Annotated in this window: 15 protein-coding genes; 7 read left to right on the forward strand and 8 right to left on the reverse strand. The window is 66.6% G+C overall.

Translation table 11 applies throughout. The features are described 5' to 3' along the window. Positions 1-21 precede the first annotated feature (21 nt). Positions 22-753 (reverse strand): alpha/beta hydrolase family protein, encoded by a 732-nt coding sequence (locus HW932_RS17510; protein WP_246296905.1) that lies wholly within the window; start codon positions 751-753, stop codon positions 22-24. Positions 754-963: 210 nt separating this feature from the next. Between HW932_RS17510 and HW932_RS17515 the strand changes: the two genes are divergently transcribed. The 3 genes from HW932_RS17515 to menD all read left to right on the forward strand — a co-directional run bounded on the left by HW932_RS17515 (position 964) and on the right by menD (position 5,138). Next, positions 964-1,875, forward strand: coding sequence for an alpha/beta fold hydrolase (locus tag HW932_RS17515; protein WP_176977826.1), 912 nt, complete (start codon positions 964-966; stop codon positions 1,873-1,875). A gap of 123 nt (positions 1,876-1,998) precedes the next feature. Further along, positions 1,999-3,381, forward strand: a complete 1,383-nt coding sequence (locus HW932_RS17520; RefSeq protein WP_176977780.1) for an isochorismate synthase — start codon at positions 1,999-2,001, stop codon at positions 3,379-3,381. Beyond that, entirely contained in the window at positions 3,378-5,138 is a 1,761-nt protein-coding gene (gene menD / locus HW932_RS17525) for a 2-succinyl-5-enolpyruvyl-6-hydroxy-3-cyclohexene-1-carboxylic-acid synthase (protein ID WP_176977781.1), read from the forward strand. Before HW932_RS17520 ends, menD begins: the two co-directional genes overlap by 4 nt. Positions 5,139-5,153: 15 nt before the next feature. Here menD and HW932_RS17530 read toward each other — a convergent pair whose 3' ends face one another. Further along, on the reverse strand, positions 5,154-6,920 hold the full coding sequence (locus tag HW932_RS17530) for an AAA family ATPase (RefSeq protein WP_176977782.1): 1,767 nt from the start codon (positions 6,918-6,920) through the stop codon (positions 5,154-5,156). 147 nt (positions 6,921-7,067) lie between these two features. On the opposite strand from HW932_RS17530, the gene menB reads away from it, so the two are divergent. Genes menB through menC form a run of 3 tightly spaced genes read left to right on the forward strand, consistent with a single transcriptional unit; the run spans position 7,068 to position 9,934 of the window. Beyond that, positions 7,068-7,928, forward strand: coding sequence for a 1,4-dihydroxy-2-naphthoyl-CoA synthase (gene menB, locus HW932_RS17535; RefSeq protein WP_176977783.1), 861 nt, complete (start codon positions 7,068-7,070; stop codon positions 7,926-7,928). A gap of 42 nt (positions 7,929-7,970) precedes the next feature. Next, entirely contained in the window at positions 7,971-8,870 is a 900-nt protein-coding gene (locus HW932_RS17540; RefSeq protein WP_176977784.1) for a 1,4-dihydroxy-2-naphthoate polyprenyltransferase, read from the forward strand. Further along, positions 8,867-9,934 carry an o-succinylbenzoate synthase gene (menC, locus tag HW932_RS17545; RefSeq protein ID WP_176977785.1) on the forward strand — a complete coding sequence of 356 codons (1,068 nt, stop codon included), beginning with the start codon at positions 8,867-8,869 and terminating at the stop codon, positions 9,932-9,934. The genes HW932_RS17540 and menC overlap by 4 nt, the downstream gene beginning before the upstream one ends. Positions 9,935-9,994: 60 nt before the next feature. Here menC and HW932_RS17550 read toward each other — a convergent pair whose 3' ends face one another. The 6 genes from HW932_RS17550 to HW932_RS17575 form a co-directional block, all read right to left on the reverse strand. Continuing rightward, positions 9,995-10,537: a hypothetical protein gene (locus tag HW932_RS17550; protein WP_176977786.1), complete on the reverse strand. Its 543-nt coding sequence runs from the start codon at positions 10,535-10,537 to the stop codon at positions 9,995-9,997. 9 nt (positions 10,538-10,546) lie between these two features. Next, complete coding sequence (locus HW932_RS17555; protein ID WP_176977787.1) at positions 10,547-13,939, reverse strand: GH36-type glycosyl hydrolase domain-containing protein; 3,393 nt, start codon at positions 13,937-13,939, stop codon at positions 10,547-10,549. 62 nt (positions 13,940-14,001) lie between these two features. Then, a complete protein-coding gene (locus HW932_RS17560; RefSeq protein WP_176977788.1) occupies positions 14,002-14,352 on the reverse strand; it encodes a DUF5615 family PIN-like protein in 351 nt (116 codons plus the stop codon). A gap of 65 nt (positions 14,353-14,417) precedes the next feature. Then, complete coding sequence (gene iscB / locus HW932_RS17565; protein WP_176977789.1) at positions 14,418-15,767, reverse strand: RNA-guided endonuclease IscB; 1,350 nt, start codon at positions 15,765-15,767, stop codon at positions 14,418-14,420. 260 nt (positions 15,768-16,027) lie between these two features. After that, positions 16,028-16,294 carry a DUF433 domain-containing protein gene (locus HW932_RS17570; RefSeq protein WP_176977790.1) on the reverse strand — a complete coding sequence of 89 codons (267 nt, stop codon included), beginning with the start codon at positions 16,292-16,294 and terminating at the stop codon, positions 16,028-16,030. 35 nt (positions 16,295-16,329) lie between these two features. Continuing rightward, positions 16,330-19,431 carry a discoidin domain-containing protein gene (locus HW932_RS17575; RefSeq protein WP_176977791.1) on the reverse strand — a complete coding sequence of 1,034 codons (3,102 nt, stop codon included), beginning with the start codon at positions 19,429-19,431 and terminating at the stop codon, positions 16,330-16,332. Positions 19,432-19,621: 190 nt separating this feature from the next. On the opposite strand from HW932_RS17575, the gene HW932_RS17580 reads away from it, so the two are divergent. After that, a complete protein-coding gene (locus HW932_RS17580) occupies positions 19,622-21,433 on the forward strand; it encodes an ABC transporter ATP-binding protein/permease (RefSeq protein WP_176977792.1) in 1,812 nt (603 codons plus the stop codon). Positions 21,434-21,435: the final 2 nt, after the last annotated feature.

A 21,435-nucleotide genomic window follows, 5' to 3' on the forward strand; every position in this document is an offset into this window, starting at 1 on the left:
CCGCTCGGCGGTCATCCAGGTTCACTCGACCAGCAATGAACGCACCGCCGTCACCGAGCGCGCCAGGATCTCGGCGCGGCGCTGTTCCGCGCCCTCGCGATCCGGCTCGCAGAGCGCGCGGCAGAGCCAGTCGGTCGGGGCTTCGAAGTCGCAGTGACTGGCCCCGGCGATGCGCTCGATGCGCGCCTGTCGCGCCGCCGCCAGCGTGGCCAGACCATTGTTGTCGGCATTGCAGGAGGCCGGTTCACCGAACAGCCCGATGACCGGCCGATCGAACTCCCTCACCATGAGACGCCCCAGCTCCCGCGCATCGACCAGATCCAGGGTCAGCACGCCGAGCGTGCGCGGATCGTTGCGCGCCGCCACCAGCGCCGCCAGTCCGCCAGCCGAGAAGCCGGCATAGACCAGACGCCGCGCCTCCAGCCGATCGGCGACCGCGATCAGGTCGAAACCGTTGCGCGCATGATTGCCGCGCCAGGGTCGGGTATTGCAGAAATCGACCGTCACCACCGAGATCCCGGTCTCGGCCAACGCACGCGCCAAGCCGGCGAGCCGAGCCTTGTCGCGCAGAAAGCCGTGTGCCAGAACCACCAGCTCGCCCGGCGTGGCCGAGGCCGGACGATACCAGGCATAGTCCAGGGTGCAGCCGGTCGCCGACTCGGCCCGACCCCATTCGATTCGCACGCCTGGCGTCACGTCCGCCTGCAGCCGGCTCGCTCGCGACGCGGCGACATGACCCGGGGCCTCATGCATGACACCGCCGAAACATCCGACCAGCACCAGACAAGCGACCCAGACCGCTGTAAACTTCGATTGACAAGGCATCGTCCAACTCATTTGACAGTGACGCGCGACCGTTTCGACCACTCCAGCTCGATGCGCCGGCAGGGTTCGGACGGTTCGCCCGTGGATGCCGCCCACCCCGAGCGATCTCGCGATTGATTGAGCAAAGGTATTGAGCCGATGGACTCCGCGATCAACCCTCCAGACAAGCACGCGACGCGCGGCCGGCCGCTGCCCGCCGCCGTCGACGCCCCGCGCCACGATCTCCAGACCAGCGCCGGCGGACGTGTCCATTACTACGCCGACACCAGCGCCGGCGGTCGGCCGCTGGTGCTGATCCACAGCATCAACGCCGCGCCCAGCGCGATGGAGATGAAGCCGCTCTTCGAGCACTTCCGCGCCGGCCGTCCGGTCTATGCGCTCGATCTGCCCGGCTTCGGACACTCCGAGCGCGCCAAACGACGCTATTCGCCCGAACTCTATGCCAAGGTCATCGGCGAGTTCCTGGTCGAGGTGGTCCGGGAACCGGCCGATCTGATCGCCTACTCGCTCGGCTGTGAGTTTGCCGCCATTGCGGCGGCGGATGCGCCGGAGCGCGTGAACTCGCTGGCGCTGCTCTCGCCCACAGGTTTCAACACCCGCGGACTGCCGACCGGCGCCGCCGCCGAGCGTGCCCATCGATTCCTGAGCATCCCCGGACTCAGCGACGGGCTCTATGGCCTGCTGACCACGCGCTCCAGCATCAAGTATTTCTACAATCAGGTCTTCGCCGGCTCGACCCCGCCCGAGCTGATCGACTATGCCTACGCCACCACGCATCAGCCGGGCGCCAAGATCGCTCCGCTCTATTTCCTCTCCGGGCAGCTCTTCACGCCGCGCGCCTGCGACAGCCTCTACCCCCGCGTGACCCAGCCGGTACTGGCACTCTACGACAAGGATCCCAACATCGATTTTCAGGAGCTGCCGGACTTCCTCGGTCGTCAGTTCAACTGGCGCGCCGAGCGCCTGACGCCGACCAACGGGATGCCGCAGTGGGAGAAGCCCGCCGAGACCATCGCGGCCATCGAGCGGTTCTGGGACTCGCTCGGCTAGGAGCGCACCGCGCTGCATGATGTAGCGCGTCCTGTCTCGACCCCGAACGCGCGGGAACCCCGGCGGGTGTCCGCGCGTCCTAGAGGGTTCGTTCCATTCCCCTGCCCCGCCACGACTCGACTCATGCTGCAATCGCTCCAAGTCCTCGATCAGCTCAAGGCCCGACTGCGCGAGACCCTCGCTCTGCTGCCGCTCGCCGAGGGTACCGGCCCCGTCTCGCTGATCCTCGAACTGCCGCATCCGCCGGCCGGCGCGCCCGATCTCGACGGACCGCGCTTTCATTTCGCGCACAACCATCGCGGCGACCTGCGCGCGGGCTATGGCATCGCCGGCGAGTGGCAGGCGCACGGTCCCGAGCGCCTGAGCGAACTGCGACGCATCGCTCAGGGACTGCGCGCCGACTGGGTGCAGTGCGATCCGGACGAGACCGGTTTCAGCGGGTTCGGGATGCTGGGCTTCGCGGCCACGCCGGAGACATCCGCCACGCGCGACGATCTGCCCAACGCGCTCCTGTGGCTGCCGGAACTGGCGCTGATCTCGCATGGCGGTCAAGCGGCGCTGGTGCTGACGACGCAGCGTCCCGCCGTGCGCGATGACTTGCTGACGCGCTGGGACGCCTGGCTCGACCGTCTGGTGCCGCTACTCGGGCGTCCGGCGCTCGATCCGCTCACCCCGGCACATCTCGAAGCCCTGGGCAGCACGCCGGATCGCGACGACTGGCGCACGCTGGTGCTGAACGCGCTCGACGAGATCGATCGGGAGCGGCTCGAAAAGGTCGTCGTCTGTCGTCGGCAGCGGCTCCAGGGACACCGGCGCTTCGATCTCGACCGGCTCAACGCGGCGCTGAGCTATCTGTTCCCGTCCTGTCAGGTGATCAACATCCGGCGCCATGCCGCCAGCTTCGTCGCCGCCACGCCCGAACGGCTGTTCACCCAGCGTCGCGACCGGGTCGAGGCCGATGCGCTGGCCGGTACCGCCTGCCGCGCCGAGGACAGTGAGCGCGATGCCGCCATCACGCTCGGTCTCCAGAGCTGCGAGAAGAATCTGCGCGAGCATCAGGTGGTGGTCGCGGCGGTGCGCGAGGCGCTCGATCAGTGCTGCCGACGTCTGGAGCCGGCCGAGGGGCCGAGCATCCTCCAGCTCAACAATGCCCAGCATCTCTGGACACGCCTGCGCGGTGAGTTGCATCCCGGCGTCGATGTGTTCGAGCTGGCCGAGCGGCTGCATCCGACGCCAGCGACCAATGGCCAGCCACGCCGCGAGGCGCGCGACTGGCTCGATGTCAACGAGCCGCTCGAACGCGGCTGGTACACGGGCGCGGCCGGAATCGTCGAGCCGGATCTGACCGGGGAACTGTGGGTGCTGCTGCGCTGTGCGCACATCCTTGACCGCACGGCCGATCTCTATGCGGGGGCCGGGATCGTCGCCGGCTCGGATCCGGCGAGCGAATGGCAGGAGACCGAGCACAAGCTCGCGGCCATGTCGACGGCGTTGCAGTTCGCATGACGGATCAGGGCTGCGTGAATCTGCGCTGGGCGCTGGCCCTGTTCGATGGGCTGGTCGAAGGTGGAATGCGTCATCTGGTGCTCTCGCCCGGATCGCGCTCCACGCCGCTGGTGCTGGCAGCCCAGCGTCAACCGGCGCTGACCGTCACGCCGATCCTCGACGAGCGTAGCGCGGCCTTTTTCGCGCTGGGTGTGGCGCGGGCCTCGGGGCGTCCGGTGGGGCTGGTCTGCACCTCGGGGAGCGCGCTCGCCCACTGGTTCCCGGCGGTCCTCGAAGCCTCTGAGTCCGGGATTCCGCTGGTGCTGCTCTCGGCCGATCGTCCGCCCGAACTGCGTGGCTGGGGGGCGAACCAGACCATCGATCAGACGCGCTTCTTCGGGGTGCATGTGCGCGCCTTCCATGATCCGGGCACGCCCGAGGATTCGCCCGGCGCGGGCAAGTTGATGCGGGCACTGGGGCGGCGCGCGGCGGCTGAGAGTCTGAGCGACTGGCCGGGACCGGTGCATCTGAATCTGCCGTTTCGCGAACCGCTGGTGCCGGGGGTGGATTGCCGGGCTGAAGCCACACAGGTTCAAACAGCCGTTCAGCCTCCAGCCTCCAGCCACCGGCTTGGTCTTGCGGGGAACCGGACGCTGGAGGCTGGTAGCCGGCCGCTGACAGTCGGCTTGACGTCCCAATGCTCCGGGCGCGGCCTGATCTGCTGCGGGCCGGGCGACTGGACGGCAGACGGCGCGGAGGCGCTTTGGCAGTTGGCGGCGCGGCTTGGCGTGCCTGTGCTGTGCGATCCGCTTTCAGGTTTGCGTTTCGGTTTCGGCTCAGGTTCCGTCTCGGACCATCGCCTCACCCGTTACGACAGTCTGCTCCGTCATCCGGCGACCGCCGCTGCACTCAAGCCGGATTGGGTGCTGCGCTTCGGACGTGCGCCGGTCTCCAAGACGCTGCTCGGCTGGATGGCGGAGGTTCCGACCATCCTGGTCGATGCCGGACGCGGCTGGAGTGATCCGAATCATGACGTTCGGCTCAAGATCGATGCCGATCCGGCCGTGTTCTGCGCTTGGCTTGCAGACGCGGATCTGGAACTCGGCACATCGGACCCTGATTGGCTCGCCGGCTGGTTCCAGGCCGAGCGCCGTCTGGAGCGTTTCGCCACCGAGTATCTCGACCAGGCGCCCTGGTGCGAGGGGCATCTGATCCGCGATCTCATTGCACGGCTGCCCGAAGGCGAAGGGTTGCTGTGCGCCAACTCCATGCCGATCCGCCAGCTCGACACCTGGTCGGGCCGGCGTGCCCAGCCGCTCCGTCTCTTCGGCAATCGCGGCGCCAGCGGCATCGACGGCCAGACCTCGACGCTCGCCGGACTCAACGCCGGCGGCGTGCCGACCACGGCGCTGCTTGGCGATCTGTCCTTCCTGCACGATCTCAGCGGCCTGACGGCACTGCGCACGCTCCAGCGGCCCTGTATCGTCATCAACAACGGCGGCGGGCGTATCTTCGACTATCTGCCCCAGCACGGACTGCCCGGCTTCGAGACGCTCTGGCGCACGCCGGTCGCGGTCGATCTGGGGGCGCTGGCCCAAACCTTCGGGTTGATTCATCGTCAGGTGTCCGATGGCGCCGGATTCCAACAGGCCCTGAGCGAGGCCATCCAGAGTTCGCGCCCCGGCGGACTGATCGAGGTCGTCATCGACGCCGATCTGAGCCGACGGATCCATCGTGATTTTTGGCAGACGGTCAGTCGGCTCGGCGACGACACCTGAGGCCGGACTCCGGATTCAGGCGACATCCGGCGCATCCGCCGACAGGTCGAGCGCCTCGCGCTGCACCAGCTCCCAGCCGCTGTAGAGCAGCACCAGGGCGTGCAGATGGGCCGGCCCCAGATGTTCGCGCACCCGTGCATCCCCGGCATAGCGGCGTAACTGCGTGCGCGCCGCCTCCAGCAGCTCGTTGCGCCGCTCAGGCGTGTCTTCGGAACGCTTGACGTATTTCAGCTCGATCAGATAGGCATGGCGCATGTCCGGATAGCGGAAATAGAAGGGCGCCAGATAGAGATCGACGAAGCCGCCGCCCTGTTCCTGCTCGCTCCAGACCCGGAAGTACGGCGTGAGATTGAGCCAGGCGAGCAGAAAGCCCTGGATCATCTTCTCGCCCTGCAGATAGTCGCGCACGCTGGCCTGCTCGGCGATGCGCTCGGCCAGATAGTCGAAGAACGGCTCCCAGTCGCCGTTGTAGGCCATACGGCTGAGTCGGTCGGCGATCTCCCAGGTCGTCGGTTTGAACACTCCAGCCTCACTGTAGGCTTCGCGCAGATAGCCATACATGAGTTGGTGCACGGTCTGGTTGGGGATATGCAGTAACGGCAGTCCGCGCTGCTCGCCGGCGAAGGTCAGCAACCCCAGATAATAGAGCAGCGAGACGAAGTTCTCGGGCTGATGCAGCGCCTCGGCCGGGAAGCTGGTCTGCACCTGCCCGACCTGCTCACCGCGCTCGATGATCGCCCGCAGATGGCTGAAGTTGCCGTTGAGCCGACGGTCGATCTGCACCAGATGACGCAGCTTGCCATAGTCGATGCGCACATTGTGGTCGATCAGCTCGTCCGGCGGTGTACCCAGGTCGACCAGCGATTGCAGGTAATAGAGTGCCATGTCGCTGTTGACGATCGACTCATGACGCGCCGGATGGAAATGGTAGTGGTTGTACCAGGCGTCGATCAGGGCTCGATGGGGTTCCAGTGTCTGTCCGAAGGCGGCGAACAGGGTCTCTAACTCGGCGTGGTTGAAGCCGAGCAAGCCATTGAAACGCGGATCCAGGCTGATATTGCGACCGATGTTGAAACCGCTGGTCACATCGTCCAGCGTCAGCGGCGAGACTCCGGTGATGAACAGCCGTGCCAGACCGCCGCCGCTCTGTCCAGCCGCCCCCTTGAGCATCGCGAAGACATTACGGAAGAATCCGCTGCCGTGCGTCAGCTCCCGATAGGCGTCCTGGCCGAAATGCGCCAGCAGGTTGTTGGCGAAGTTGTCGTATTCGTCGATGAACAGATAGAGCGACCGGCCCAGATGACCGAGTTCCATCAGCAGCCGCTCCAGTGCCGCCGCCACGGTCGGCTGCTCGCGCACCCGCGCCGCCATCCCCTCCGGCAGGTGCTCGGCATGGCGCAGGAACAGGCCGTCGATCTGATTACGACAATGGGTCTCGAACGAGGATTCCAGATGCTCCGGCTCGGCGCGCACCATCGAGAAATCGAAACGCAGGCTCAGGTATTGACCGCGCTCCGGGGTCGGATGGGACTGGACCCAGGTCTCAGCGAAGAGTTCATCGAAGGACTTGGCCCATTCGGCATCGTAGTAGCACTCCATCATGGATTGCAGCAGACTCTTGCCGAAACGGCGCGGGCGGATCAGGAACAGAAAGCGCCCGGCCTCCTCCAGCAGCGGCAGATAACGGGTCTTGTCCACATAGTATTCATGACCGCGGCGCAGCTTGACGAAGTCGGCCACGCCGTAGGGGATGCGCAGGTCAGGTGAGGCGGTTTGACGCATGGGACGATTCCGGACTGACGATGTATATCGTCACTCTATATCAGCATCCATTTGAGTCAACTCACCACCGATCCCGGACCATTTGCGGCTAAAATGACGCCCCCAGTTTCCATGCACAGCGAGGCATCCCAGGTGGCGTCAGAGACCATGCAACCAACCGCGAATCGACCCGAGACCGACTCGCGTCCCATCCACTGGGAGGCGCCCGCAGACGCCCGCTATCAGGACATCCTCTACCATCAGGCCGAGCACATCGCCAAGATCACCATCAACCGGCCCGAGGTGCGCAACGCCTTCCGCCCGCAGACGGTGCGCGAACTGATCGACGCCTTCCACCGCGCCCACATGGACCCCGAGATCGGCGTCATCATCTTCACAGGCGCGGGCGAACTGGCCTTCTGTTCGGGCGGCGATCAGCGCATCCGCGGTCACGAAGGCTACAAGGACGAGGCCGGCGTCGAGCATCTGAACGTGCTGGAGCTGCAACGCCAGATCCGTACCCTGCCCAAGCCGGTGGTGGCCATGGTGGCGGGCTACGCGATCGGCGGCGGCCATGTGTTGCATCTGATCTGCGACCTGACCATCGCCGCCGACAACGCGCGCTTCGGCCAGACCGGACCGCGCGTGGGCAGCTTCGACGCCGGTTTCGGCGCCGGTCTCATGGCGCGTACCGTGGGCCTGAAGAAGGCCAAGGAGATCTGGTTCCTGTGCCGTCAGTACGACGCCCAGGAGGCGCTCGACATGGGGCTGGTCAACACGGTCGTGCCGCTCGCCGAGCTGGAAGCGGTGACGGTCGATTGGTGCCGCCAGATGAACCGCCTGTCGCCGACCGCACTGCGCGTGCTCAAGTCCGCCTTCAACGCCGACACCGACGGTCTGGCCGGCATCCAGGAACTGGCCGGCAATGCCACGGCGCTCTTCTACACCACCGAGGAAGGTCAGGAAGGACGCAACGCCTTCCTCGAAAAGCGCGCGCCCGACTTCGGCCGCTTTCCGCGCCGACCTTGAGCGGCACGGACGACAATTCTGCAAGCATCACGCCCTGACTCCATGCCCGAGCAATCGACTCCATCCCCATTGGCGCGCTGGCTGCTGGCCGCGCGCCCCAAGACGCTGCCACTGACGCTGTCGCCGGTGATCGCCGGACTCGCGCTGGCCGTCGCCGCGACCGGCGCGCTGGCCGTCTGGACCGCGCTCGCCACCCTGCTGGCGGCGGTGGCGATCCAGATCGGCACCAATCTGCACAACGACGCCGCCGACTTCGAGCGCGGCACGGATACGGACGAACGGCTCGGTCCGCCGCGCGCCACGGCGCAAGGCTGGCTGACCGCGCGTCAGGTCAAGAACGCCGCGCATGGCATGTTCGCACTCGCCTTCGTGCTTGGACTGGCGCTGCTGGTGCGCGGCGGCTGGCCGATCCTGCTGGTCGGGCTGGCCTCGTTGGCGGCCGGCTATGCCTATACCAGTGGCCCGCGCCCGATCGCCTATGGCCCCTTCGGTGAGGTCTATGCGCTGCTCTTCTTCGGCGTGGCCGCCGTGGGCGGCACCTACTATCTGCAAACCCTGACGCTCGACGGCTCGACGCTGGTCGCCGGGGCGGCGCTCGGCTGTCTGGCCTCGGCCGTATTGCTGATCAACAACTATCGCGATCTCGAAACCGACACGGCGGCCGGGCGGCGCACGCTCTGCCGCGTGCTCGGACGCGAGCGGGCCAGGGTGCTCTATGCGCTGCTGCTGCTCATACCCGTCCCGCTGCTGATGTTGCTCGATCCGCTGCACGTCTCCTGGCCCCTGCTCGCCGCCCTGCCGTTGGCGGCCCTTCTGATCCGGCGGCTGTGGCGCGGCGCCATGGGTCCGGCGCTCAACGAGCAACTGGCACGCACCGCTCAGTACCAGGCACTGCTGGTCGGTCTGCTGATCCTGAGCCTGCTGCTGCCCGGCACAGCGTGATCGAGCGCGCCGGATTCCGGCCCTATGATCTGCCGTTACGCCAAGCCTGGGGCAGTGCGCGCGGCGGGTTCGCACGGCGGCGCGGCTGGTTGGTCTGGGTCGAGGCGGATGGTCTGACCGGCTACGGCGATTGCGCCCCGTTGCCGGCGGCGGGCACCGAGGCCCAAGAGGCCGCCGGCGCGGCGCTCGAACGGCTCTTCTCAGGTCTGCGCGGACAGGAGATCGAGATACGACTGTCTGCTCTGGATGCGGAGAACGCTACGGATGCGCATCCAGCCGCGCGCTTCGCCCTGGACTGCGCTCTGGCCGATCTTGCCAGCCAACGCTTGAATCTGAGCATGCGCCGGTGGCTCGCGCCTGAGGCCGTCGATCGCCTCGCCGTCAATGCCATGCTCGGCACGCTCGGTACGGTGCCCGGCAAGGCCCTCGCCGCCAGTCAGGCACAGGGCTTTCGCGTGCTCAAGCTCAAGGTTGGCGTCGATACGCCAATGTCCGAGCTGGAATCGCTGGTAGAACTGGCCCGGCCTTCATCCACTGATACAGATGTCAGACTACGCCTGGACGCCAATGGCGCCTGGAGCTTCGATCAGGCACGCTGGCTCATCGAGCGTTTGGTCAAGCTCCGGCTGCCGATCGAGTCGATCGAGGAACCACTGGCCGAGCCGACGCCTGAGCGGTTGGACGAACTGCAAGCCCTCGCCCCCTTCCCTCTGGCGCTGGATGAATCACTGCCGACCCGCTTTGCGGCGGTCGATCCCTCACAACTCGGTGTACGACGCCTGGTGCTCAAACCGGCGGCGCTCGGCGGTCTGCACCGCACGCTGGCGCTTGCACGCCGCGCCCAGGACGCGAGCATCGAAGTCGTCGTCACGAGTCTGGTCGAGAGCGCCGCCGGACTCTGGCCCACGGCGCAACTGGCTGCGGCCATCGCCAGTCCCATTGCGCAGGGACTGGCCACGGCCGACTGGCTCGCTGCCGACCTGGGCCAAGCGCCCCGCCCCTGCGCCGGCCGGATCGATCTGCCGGATCGGCCCGGATCGGGCTTCATGCCCACGCATGTTTGACGCGCCCTGCACTCAGCGAGAAGCCATGCGGAATCGCCGCATGGACGCACGCCACGCTGCTCAGTCGGCCTCGACGTAGTAGATCCAGGCGTCCTGATCGACCTGGAGATCGATGAGACTGCCGTTGCGCACGTCGAGATGGACGTAGATCGGCTCGCCGGCCGGGACCATGAGACCATAGCCGGACGGGAAGGTGATGGTGGTGTTGGTGATGTTGGAGCCGACGTAGGTGCTGCCCGAGGTCGAGCCATAGTCGAACAGTCCGGGTCCGGCATATTTCGCGCGGAAGATGCAGCCTTTGGAGTCGTCCCCGGCGCACTGATACATCTCGGGTCGGGTGCTCACCTCGATGTCGGTATAGAGATCGATGTCGGCCTGCTCGGCGACCGAGACGGCGAGGATGGCGATGGCTTTCTTCGGCGTCCAGGAACCGGCGCGGTCCTTGTGGCAGGTCTCGCCGCGTTTGCACAGTCCGGTCGTGGCCTTGATGACCGCGACGCTCAGGGGTTCGATGTCGTCGGCGCACAAGGCGGCGGTTGGGACCAGTGCGCCCAGGAAGACAGCGGCGATCATTGGGCGCGCGAGTGTGGCAGTCAGAGACATGGTCGATCCTTATCGAGTCGGAACGGAAGCGGGCGAGACGCCGAGCCTCACCCGGATGGAATGGCGGCCGGGACCGGCTGGCAGCACGACACGCGCCGCGCCCGCCTGAATGGTCTGGTGTGCGCCGTCGAGCGTGGCCGTGATGACAGAACCGCCGCCGTCGCCATTATCCACCTGGATCTCGCATTCGGTCACGCCGTCGGGCAGACGGTAGCGCAGACGAAAGCCCGGCCAGCTCGCCGGGATGCAGGGGCGGATGATGAGTTCGCGTTCGTTCTCGACGCGCAGACCCAGGACGGATTCGAGCGCGACCCGATACCACCAGCCGGCGGAACCCGTATACCAGCTCCAGCCGCCGCGCCCGACGTGCGGCGGCTCGCCATAGACGTCGGCGGCGACCACATAGGGTTCGAGCCGGTAGCGTTGGACGTCACTGGAGGTCTGGGTGTGGCTGACCGGACTGAGCCGTGCCAGCCAGGAGGCGGCCTGTTCGCGCCGTCCCAGTTCGGCCATGGCCGCGACCGCCCAGCAGGCGGCATGGGTGTACTGGCCGCCGTTCTCGCGCACACCGGCGACATAGCCCTTGATGTAACCCGGATCGCGCGGGGTGTCGACGAAGGGCGGCGTCAGCAGCCGGATCAGCCGGCCCGGCTCGCTGGCCAGATGGCGTTCCAGTGCATTCAGCGCCTGCTCGGCGCGGGCGCGCGGCGCCGCGCCTGAGAGCGCCGCCCAGGACTGCGCCAGGGCGTCGATGCGGCATTCCTGATCCGCCGCCGAGCCGAGCGGCGTGCCGTCGTCGTAGTAGGCGCGACGGTACCAGTCGCCATCCCAGCCGCTGGTCTCCAGGGCGCGTTCCAGTTCGGCCTGACAGGTGCGATAGCGGTCGATGCGCGCCTGATCGCCGCGCCGCTCGCACAGCGGCAGGAAGTCGCTCAGCACCCGGTACAGGAAGAACCCCATCCAGACGCTCTCGCCGCGTCCCTCGCGCCCGACGCGGTTCATGCCATCGTTCCAGTCGCCTGTGCCCATGAGCGGCAGGCCGTGTGCGCCGTGCGTCAGCGAGCGGTCGATGGCGCGGCAGCCATGGTCGTAGAGATCGCCCGATTCACCGCTGAACTCGGGCGCCAGATAGTTCTCATCCTGCCCCGGCGCCAGTTCGGGCGCGGTCAGATAGGGCTGAAGCTCGTCCAATACGCCGACATCGCCCGTCACCCGGACATAGTGCGCGGTGACGAACGGCAGCCAGAGCAGATCATCGGAGAAGCGGGTGCGCAGTCCGCGTTCGAGCGGCGCCGGATGCCACCAGTGCAGCACATCACCCTCGACGAACTGATGTGCGGCGTGCAGCAGGATCTGCGCGCGCGTGATGTCCGGACGGATGGCGGCAAGCGCGGCGGCGTCCTGGAGCTGGTCGCGATAGCCGTAAGCCCCGCCGGACTGATAGAAGGCCGAACGCGCCCAGATCCGGCAGCCGAGGTTCTGATAGAGCAGCCAGCCGTTGAGCATGAGATCGATGGCCGGCTCGGGCGTCTCGACCTGGACGCGCGAGACCAGATCGTCCCAGAAGGCGACGGCGTCATCGAAGGCCGCGCCGATGGCGGACGGCTCGGCATAGCGTTGCAGCAGGTCGCTCAGCTGCGTCTCGCTCATCACCTCGCCCAGCAGCCAGTCGCAGACCAGGGTCGCGCCCGGCTCCAGACTCACCCGGAGTCGTTGCGCGAAACAGGGATCGGGCACAACACCCTGGCGTCCGTCGAACCGACGTCCCGGCTCAAGGGCCACGGGGTCGGCGAGATCGCGATGACGCCCGATGACCGACAGACGATCGGTAGTGAAATCGCGCTCGCTGACCGTGGCCCCCGAGACGATCGCGTTGGCGAAGACGATGCCGCCGGCGAAGTCGCCCGCGTTCGGATCGATCGCGCGCAACAGCCCAGCTTCCGGCTCGATCGCCGTGACGATGGCGCTGCTCGACGATGGTTGCTGCCCCATGACCAGACGCTGATAGCCGAGCAGCGACAGATGCCGCGTGCTGGTTCCTGAATTGGTCAGACGCAGTCTGAGGATGCGCACCGGATCGTGACGCGGCACGAAGAGCGTCGCTTCCTGTTCCAGCCCATCGTATCGGAGCGAAAAGCGCGTGAAGCCCAGTCCATGCGTCACCCGGTAGTCCGCAGGCGCCGGACGCGGTCCGGGCAGCGGCGACCAGGATTCACCCGTCGCCTCGTCACGCACATAGAGCGCCTCGCCGTGCGGATCGCTGACCGGATCGTTGGACCAGGGCGTGAGCCGGTTGGCCTGACTGTTACGGGACCAGGTGTAACCGGCGCCGGACTCGCTCACCAGACAGCCGAAATCCGGATTGGCGATGACGTTGATCCAGGGTTGGGGCGGGCGGCGATGGCCGGCGGCTCCCTGATACGGCAGCCGGATTTCGTATTGACGACCGTCAGCGGAGAAGCCGCCATAGCCGTTGAAGAAGCGTAGATCCTGAGTCGATTCGAGTGGTTCGGTGTCTGCCTCGCGACCGGCCGGCGTCTCGTCGTCGGCTACAGACGATACGGACGCCTTCAACGACTCGCCATCCAGAAGCGCCAGCGCCGCCGCACGGTCGGGCGCCGCGCCCGTGACCCAGGTCAGCTCGGTATCGGCCCCGGGCTCCAGTTCCACCACCGCGCGCAGAGAGAGGATCGGATCGAGCACGTTACCCAGACTGCCGGACAGCGAACCGGCGTCCGAGTCCGAACCGAACAGCGCCGCCGGACGCGCCCGACTCCTGCCGCGTCCGATGAAACGGGCGCGATCGGTCTCCCATTGCACGGCCTCGGCGCCGAGCAGCGCATGGATCATCCAGGGCCAGGACTCACCCTGACCGCGCGGACGACGGCGGGCGAGCAGCGCCCCCGTAGACGCATCCCGCTCGGTCTGGACGAAGAGCTTGGCGAACGCCGGATGCGCCGCGTCGGCCTCGTCTGGAAAGAGCGCCACTTCCAGATAACTGGTCAGCTCGATCCGGCGCGCCCGATCAGAGACATTGGTCAGTCGCAGGCGACGTCGTTCCAGATCCTTGGCCGCGTCCAGGCTCAGATCGAGCCGCAATGCGATACCCTGATCCTCGCGTTCGAGCCGGAAACACGCATCCTGACAGCCGACGCGATAGACCTGCGGCTCGACCCGCGTCGGCTGATAGCCCAACGACCAGATCGCACCTGAATCCAGATCCCGCACATAGAGCAGGCTCCCGAGGTCGTCCTCGACCGGATCGGCGTGCCGGCGCGTGAGCGCCAGCCCGTTCCAGCGCAGTTGACCGGCGCCCGAATCCGAGAGCAGGACTTCGAGCGGACCCTTGGTCAGCCGATGCAGACTCGACTCTGGGCCGTGCGGATCGAAGAACTGTGGCATGTCGATGTCCTCGTGGATTTCAGTATCCGTCGCTCTTCGACGCCGGCCTGTGTGTTGCCCACTCAATCGGCGGGGCGAATGCGAACTCGATCGGCCGTGACCGTAAGAATCGCTCCCTGGCTCAATTCCGAAGCAAAGCGTTCCAGCACGGTCAAACAATAAGATCCCTGCCGGCGACCCGGCAGATTGACCAGACGCAGGATTCCGCTGTGGGGTCTGCCGTAGACGATGGCCAGCTCGCCGAAGTCTTTATCGAGCGTGATCAGGATTCGACCTTCCTCGTAGGCGCTGCGGAGGACGGTCTCATCACCGGGATCGGGTTCCATCTCGCCCATCCAACGCACGTCGTGCCCGGCTTCAGACAGAATTTTGGCCGCGCCGCCCCAAACACAGGTGTCCAGTAACAGTTTCATCAGTCTTGCGCGAGAAACCCCGTCCTTGACTGGCGGGGAGGGAGAGCGCACCGCGCGTAGCGCGGTTAGGCGGCCCGTCTCGCGTCCTCCGTTACAGGTTTGGTGTGAATGGTGTAGCCATAGCCGTCGGCGCGTTGCAGCAGACGGCAATAGCGATGTGAAATGCCTGCGACCGTGCCGCCGGGCGTCTGGACGTTGAACGATCCGGTGCGCCGGATGGCCACGCGCCCGACATGTACGCCGGCCTTCTTGCCCTTCGGTACCTCGGCGCGCACCCAATCGCCGGTCTGGAAGCCGTTGACGCGCTTGTGGCGCATGAGATAGGCACGCGGGAAGCCGTTGTTGAACGTGCGCGTGCGGCGGTAGGCCCCGCGCCCTGTGGCACGGATGGCCAGGACTGGGCGGTTCCAGTCCCGTAGCTGATCGACGGCGCCGACGCAGGCGGCATCAAGGGCATGGGTCTTGGGGATGCCCAGGCGCGTGCGATTGAACTTGGTCCGTCCGCCCGAGCCGGTCTCGACCGCGAGGCCCGTGGTCTTGAGCGCGTTCAACAGCGCCCAGCGCGTGGCATTAACGGCGGCGGCGTCCTGGAGCGGCGCTTGGGCCTGCGCCTGGATCTGTTTCAGGAGCACCGGCCGGCCCTTGAGAAACGCCTCGATCAGCCGGTTTCCCTTGTGTTCGTTGCAGGGCCGGCAGGCGAGCGTCAGGTTCGAGACCCGATCCGAGCCGCCTTTGGCGCGCGGCACGATGTGCTCGATCTCCAGCGGCACGTGCGTCGCGCCGCAATAGGCACAGGTGCGGTTCCATTTCTCCAGCAGGTACTCACGCACCTCGTAACCGGCCAGTTCGCCCTGTTGGTATTCGACCCCGCTGATCTCGGGATTTTGCATGGCTTGGGTATCGAAACGCACCAATTCCTGGCTGAGGGCGGTGATCGGGGCGAGCCGCTGCAACCGCTCCACCCAGTTGACGGTGGTCCCGATCCGATGCTGTAACGACGGTGGTAGCCAACCGTCGCGGCGGGTTCGATTCAAAAAACGCGGTTCCCGGTAGCGGGTCTTGCGAGCGCGCCGGGCGCGCCGGCAATGACGCCGTTGCTCCAGCGCCTCACGAATCGCCTGACCGCGATGTTCCAGTTCCCCAAACCACAGCCCATGCTCAAGGCGCTCGACCGCGCCCGGTTCAGGATCGCGGGTTGCAGATTCGCGCACCAGGGCCAGGCCGGTAACACGACTGCCGGGATCGAGCTTCAACCGCAGCGGCTGCCGCGTCTCGCCCACGCGATCTTTCAGGCGAATGGTAAAGGGAGCCAGACGCACGACCACCGCGCGTCCGCGCTCCAGTAACAGCCGCGCGCGTTTCTCCGTGCATGGCATCAGCGGATGTTTCTGCCTGTCGAGAACGAATACAGCCATGGTGCTGTTCCAAAAAACCTGCCCTTACGGGCCTAGTGACGGAGCCTCGCGGCTCGCTCCCCTCGGGCATGTGTATCACCGGCTCCCGCCTCACGGCGGCGACCCGAACCTTCGACGCTTTGCCTTTCGTCAGCGTGATCCGGGCCTTTCAGAGCGGCGGACTGAGGAAGCATCCGCCGGTGAGTCTTAACGACCCGTGATACACGGAGCGGATTTGCACCGCTTGCCCTGGTCAACCCAGCTCTTTCAAGCTCCGGCCTTCAGGCCGGGGTAGTTGACGCGGCTTTACTGACGATCAAAGGCTCCACCCGCTCATGCTCAACAAGGCGATGGGCATACGCCAGACAGGCCAGGATGTCTTCGCGCTCCAGCCAGGGGTAGCCCTCCAGCAGGGAGTCGAAATCATCGCCGGCTGCAAGCATGCCGAGGACGTGCTCGACGGCCAAGCGTCGTCCGCGAATGATAGGCTTGCCGTTGAAAATCGCGGGGTTGATCGCGATGCGTTTTAGCAGTTGGTCTTCGATCATCTTCGATATTCCTGGTGCAAATTTTCAAACGTTTCTCAACCGATCAACGTGATCTCGGCCGGAAGCGTCATGACATGCGCCTCGGTCGCATTGAAATCACGGCTCGGCTCGCCGTCGATCTCGACGCTCGTCAACGGCCCCGGCAACGGCGGCGCCACCCACAGACCGCCCGGCGGAAGCCGCAGCTCGCCGCCGACACGCATCCGCAGCGCGCCGCCGTCGAAACGCGCGATGTCCAGATCGAGCAGGCCGTAAGCCGTCGGCAGACGACGCGCCCGGATCTCGCCCGCCGCCGGCCACTCGGCCGGGAGACCGGCAGCGATCACCAGCGAGCGATCCGCCTCGCGCTCATGGACGAAGAGATCGCGGAACACCAGACAGTATTCGGCCCCGATCCAGGCATGCGGCAGATCGCCCTGATGCCCCGGCGACCTGGGATCGCGCCAGGTGATCTCGGGCCACTGATTCCAGGCCGCCGGCCGGCGCTCGTTGAGATAGCACCTCAGCAGCTCGTGCACCTCATCGCGCCGCCCGAGCCGGAGCAGCGCGCCCGCGATGCGGATCTCATAGGCGGTGTAGTTGATCCAAGGCACGGGGTCGGGTCCATGGACGGCGCGGAAGTGCTGCATGAACTGATCGAAAGTGCGCTGCATGGCCGCTGCCGGCAGCCGATGGCTCTCGTCGATCAGGGTCAGAGCATTGGCGGTCGCCGTGGGGTCGTAGTCGGCCCATTCGACCGATCCGGGCAGAAAGTCGATACCGCGCTCCTCCATGACGCGGTCCAGGGAGACATAGAGCGCCGCGCTGAACTCATCGCGCAGACGGGCGAAGTGCGCGGCGCGCTCGCCGTCGCCCAGCGCCTCGGCCAGCTCGGCGGCGTCCTTGAACCCGCGTAGCGCCCAGAAGTCGTCCCAATAGGAATGGACCGGATGGGCCAGATAGCCCTCATGACTCACCGACTCCGGCAGCAGCCCCAGACAGGCGCGGCGCTCGGGCTCCTGATAGTGCGGCGTGAGACGCTCGGCGCGCAGACGTTCCAGATAGCCGACCGCCCGACACACCGCCGGCCACAGCGCCTCCAGACGCGCCCGATCCGCCCCGAAACGCCAAGCATCGGCGACGGCGAAGATGAACTGACCATGGCTGTCGTGCTCGGGCAGCCAGTCGACGCCCTGACGATCGACACAACAGGGCACATTGCCGTCCTCGGCCTGGAACCCGGCATACCAGTCGATGAAGTCGACGACTTCGCGCCCGAGTCCGAAGCGCAGAAGCGCCGCCGCCATAGTCGCGCCGTCGCGCATCCAGGAGCGCGTATAGCGACGGGGTCCGGGCTGGAGCGCGGGACCGTCGCGATTGATCAGGATATGGGCGAGCGCCCCCTGGCAGCCGTGCCAATAGTCGCGCGCGATCTCCGGCAGGTGCAGTTCGACGGCCCCGAGTCGGCTCGACCACTGATCGAGCGTCGCCTTCAGATGCGACTCGACCGCACCGGCCGCACCGGCCAGCTCGCGTGGATGGGCATCCTCGTGCTCACCGAGCGGAGCGGCGAGCCAGATCTCCCGATGAGCGCCCGGCGCGACGTCCAGATCGAAGCGCAAGGCCGCCGAGGCCAGCCCGAGTCCGTCCTCGACCACAGTGGTCTTGAGCGGGACGCCGGGCGCAACGGGTTCGTCGATCGCATCCGCATCGAAGGCCATGGCCCCGAAACCGTTTGGCGTCGAGAGCGGCACCAGGGCCAGCCGACCATCGATCCGCACATCGCCCTGCTCCCAGGCGATCCGTTCGATCCGCGCCACACCGCCAATGTCCCTGTAGCCCTGCCAGGGCGGCGAAACCTGCACGGGGCGGATCGCGGTCTGGAGCGTCGCGTTCAGTGGAATCTCGCCCAGGTTCTCCAGCCGATAGCGGATGAAGAGCCAGGCCCGCCCCGGCGCTCCGTGGGCAAAGGCGAGCGTCTCGAAGCTCAGCCCGTCCGTACTCCAGGTCGAGCGCGGAATCGGCAGCGGCGGCTGGAGCAGCGACGGCTCGACCGTGCAGTCGGCCCAGGTCAGACGCTCGCCCTGGACGGTCAGCAGCGGCTCGATCACCGGACCGGCACGCCAGACCTCGATCAGTCCCTCTTCGTTGAACAGCGCCGGAACCGTGCCGTCCGGGATGTCGATCGGCGTCCAGTAGGTCTGCTCGCGATAGAGCCAGCGCGGATAGCGGCCGCGCGGCGCCTGCTCGGCCAGACGGTGGACGAAGTCGTCGATGGAGCGGGCGAAGGTCTCGGGCTTCAGATCGAAGCCGACCAGACCCGGAACCGGATCGCCCTCCCCGCCCGTCAGACCGAGCCGCAGGAAACGCGAGCACCCATCGGGCAGATAGACCATGTTGCGTTGGCCGCGTGCGCCGGATGCGGCATGAAGACGAGTCCAGTGTTCACCGTCGTCGCTCGCCAGGATCTCGAAGGCGCGCGGCTCGGGCGAGTCCCAATGCAGGATCAGGGCGCTGTAATCGCGCGGCTCATGGCAATCCAGCTCGACCCAGGCCGGCCGTTGCGCGGGACGCCAGGCCGTGTCGGATCGTCCATCCAGGATGCAGTCCGCACCCTGCCCCGGCTGTTCGCTGGAGGCGCGGATCGCGGGCGGTTGAGAGGGTGTGCGATCCTCGATCCGCAGATCGGCGATCCAGAGACGTCCGTGCCCGCCCGGCCCGGCGGTGATGGCGATCTCGATGGCTCCGACCTCCGTCGGTGCACCGCCGCCGGCCGGTCCCCAGCCGAAGGCGATCGCACGGCTAGCGATCCGCAACTCACGCCAGTCCGAGCCGAAGTCGAAGGACTCGTCGCGAAAGCGCCAGACGTTCTCGCCGCTCGGGTCGACCAGTTTGAACTCGAAGGCATTGGCCGGGGCCTCGGCGCGCACCCGCAACCGGATGGCGAAGCTGTCCGGCAATGTCAGACGCACCGTCCGGCGCGCCACCACGAAGCCGCCGCCCTCGCCGAAGTCGAAGTCGAGCCGCATGGCCTCGCCCTCGCCCTCGCCCTCGCCTTCCGGCCCGGCGTCGGCGGCCAGATCGAGACGCGCCTGCCCGGAAACGACGCCGGACCAGGCGGAGAGATCGCTGAAATCGTCCAGATCCAGGATATGCATGCAGTCGCTCCTCGGCGATAGGGCACGAGCCGGAAGACCGCCCGAACCGCACTCCGGGGGGCGGCAGAATGCCTCTCGGCAATACCAGCGCTAGGCTATACTGCGCGCGGCCCAAAGTCATCCGATGCGCGTATCGACCCGGCCAAAGACTTCCCCACCTCAACCTCGACGCCAAAGACCGACCGCCCCGATGCGCTTCCCCTGGTCTCTCCTGAACGCCCTCAAGGTGCCGATCACACCGGCCATCTGGAACCGCTTCGTGCGTATGCTGCAACAGCTCGGCGCCTCCGAGGTCGGCGGCAAGGCCAAGTGGCTGTTCGTGCTGCTCATCCTGTTCCTGTTCGCGATCAATGGCCTGAACGTCGTCAACAGCTACGTCAACCGCGACTTCATGACCGCGATCGAGAACCAGGACATGGGCGGATTCGTCCATTACGCCCTGCTGTTCATCTTCGTCATGGGCGTCTCGACCGTGGTCGCCGTCGTCTACCGCTACACCGAAGAACGCCTGGGGCTGCTGTGGCGCAAGTGGCTCACCGAGCGCGCCATCGACCGCTATCTCGACGAGCGGACCTATTTCCGGCTGCATGCCACCGGCGAGCTGCCCAATCCCGATCAGCGCATCTCCGAGGACATCCGCGCCCTCACCGCAACCACCCTCTCCTTCACCCTGATGTTCCTCAATGCGAGCTTCACGGTGGTCGCCTTTTCCGGCGTGCTCTGGACCATCAGTCCAATGCTGTTCGTGGTCGCGGTCGCCTATTCCATCCTCGGTTCGCTGCTGACCATCTATCTCGGCAAGCCACTGGTCAAGCTCAACTACGACCAGCTCGACCGCGAGGCCAACTTTCGCGCGCGTCTGGTCCATGTACGCGAGAACGCCGAATCCGTGGCCCTGCTGCGGCGCGAGGAGCGGCTCAAAGCGCGGCTGCGCGATCGCCTGAACCAGTTGACGGCCAACTTCCAGCGCATCATCGAGGTCAACCGTAATCTCGGCTTCTTCACCACCGGCTACAACTATCTGATCCAGATCATCCCGGCGCTGCTGGTTGCGCCGCTGTTCATCCAGGGCGAGGCCCAATTCGGCGTCATCACTCAGTCGGCGGTCGCCTTCGGGCATCTGCTCGGCGCCTTCTCGCTGATCGTCACTCAGTTCCAGTCGATCTCGAACTACACGGCCGTGGTCGCGCGGCTCAATGCACTGCGCGATGCCATGGGCCAGGAACGCCGCGAGCCGGCGCCGCAGGTGGAGTTCTGCGCCGACTGCGGCAGCGTGGCCTTCGAGCATCTGACGTTGCTTTCACCGCGTGACGGGCGGGTGCTGATCCGGGATCTGAGCCTGTCGCTTCCGGCGGGCGTGAACCTGCTGGTGCGCTCGACCGGCGAGGCGGCCGAGAAGGCGCTGTTTCGCGCCACGGCGGCCTTGTGGGCGCATGGCGAGGGCCGCATCCTGCATCCGGGACATGATGTGATCTTCTTCCTGCCCGAGCGCCCCTATATGCCGCCCGGCACTCTGCGCGAGGTGCTGCTGCGTCCCTGTCAGGAGCGCTGGCTGCCGGACTGGAAGATCCTGGCCAGCCTCGAATCACTGCATCTGACCCCGACCCTGCACAAGGTCGGCGGTCTGGACATCGAGCGCAACTGGAGCGATCTGCTGTCGCTCGGTGAGCAGCAGCGTCTGAGTTTCGCCCGCATGCTGCTCGCCGAGCCGCGTTTCGTCTTCCTCGATCATCCCAGCCGCAGTCTGAGCGAATGTCCGGTCGGCGAGCTGCTCAATCTGTTGCGTCAGCGGGGCATCACCTATCTCACGCTGGGGGATGCGGAGGACGACCCGCATTTCTATGACCGGCTGCTCGAAATCGCGGCCGACGGCGCCTGGTGTCTGCGTCCGCCGACATCCGATGACGATCACGACCGCCTCTCGCCTCCAGCCACCCCAGGTCGCCGACGCACCGACTGGGAGAAGGGTTCAGGCTCGGACTCGGGCCGCGCGGAGGACTGAGC

It is taken from the genome of Allochromatium humboldtianum (assembly GCF_013385175.1).
In the GTDB taxonomy this organism is placed as follows: Bacteria; Pseudomonadota; Gammaproteobacteria; order Chromatiales; family Chromatiaceae; genus Thermochromatium; species Thermochromatium humboldtianum.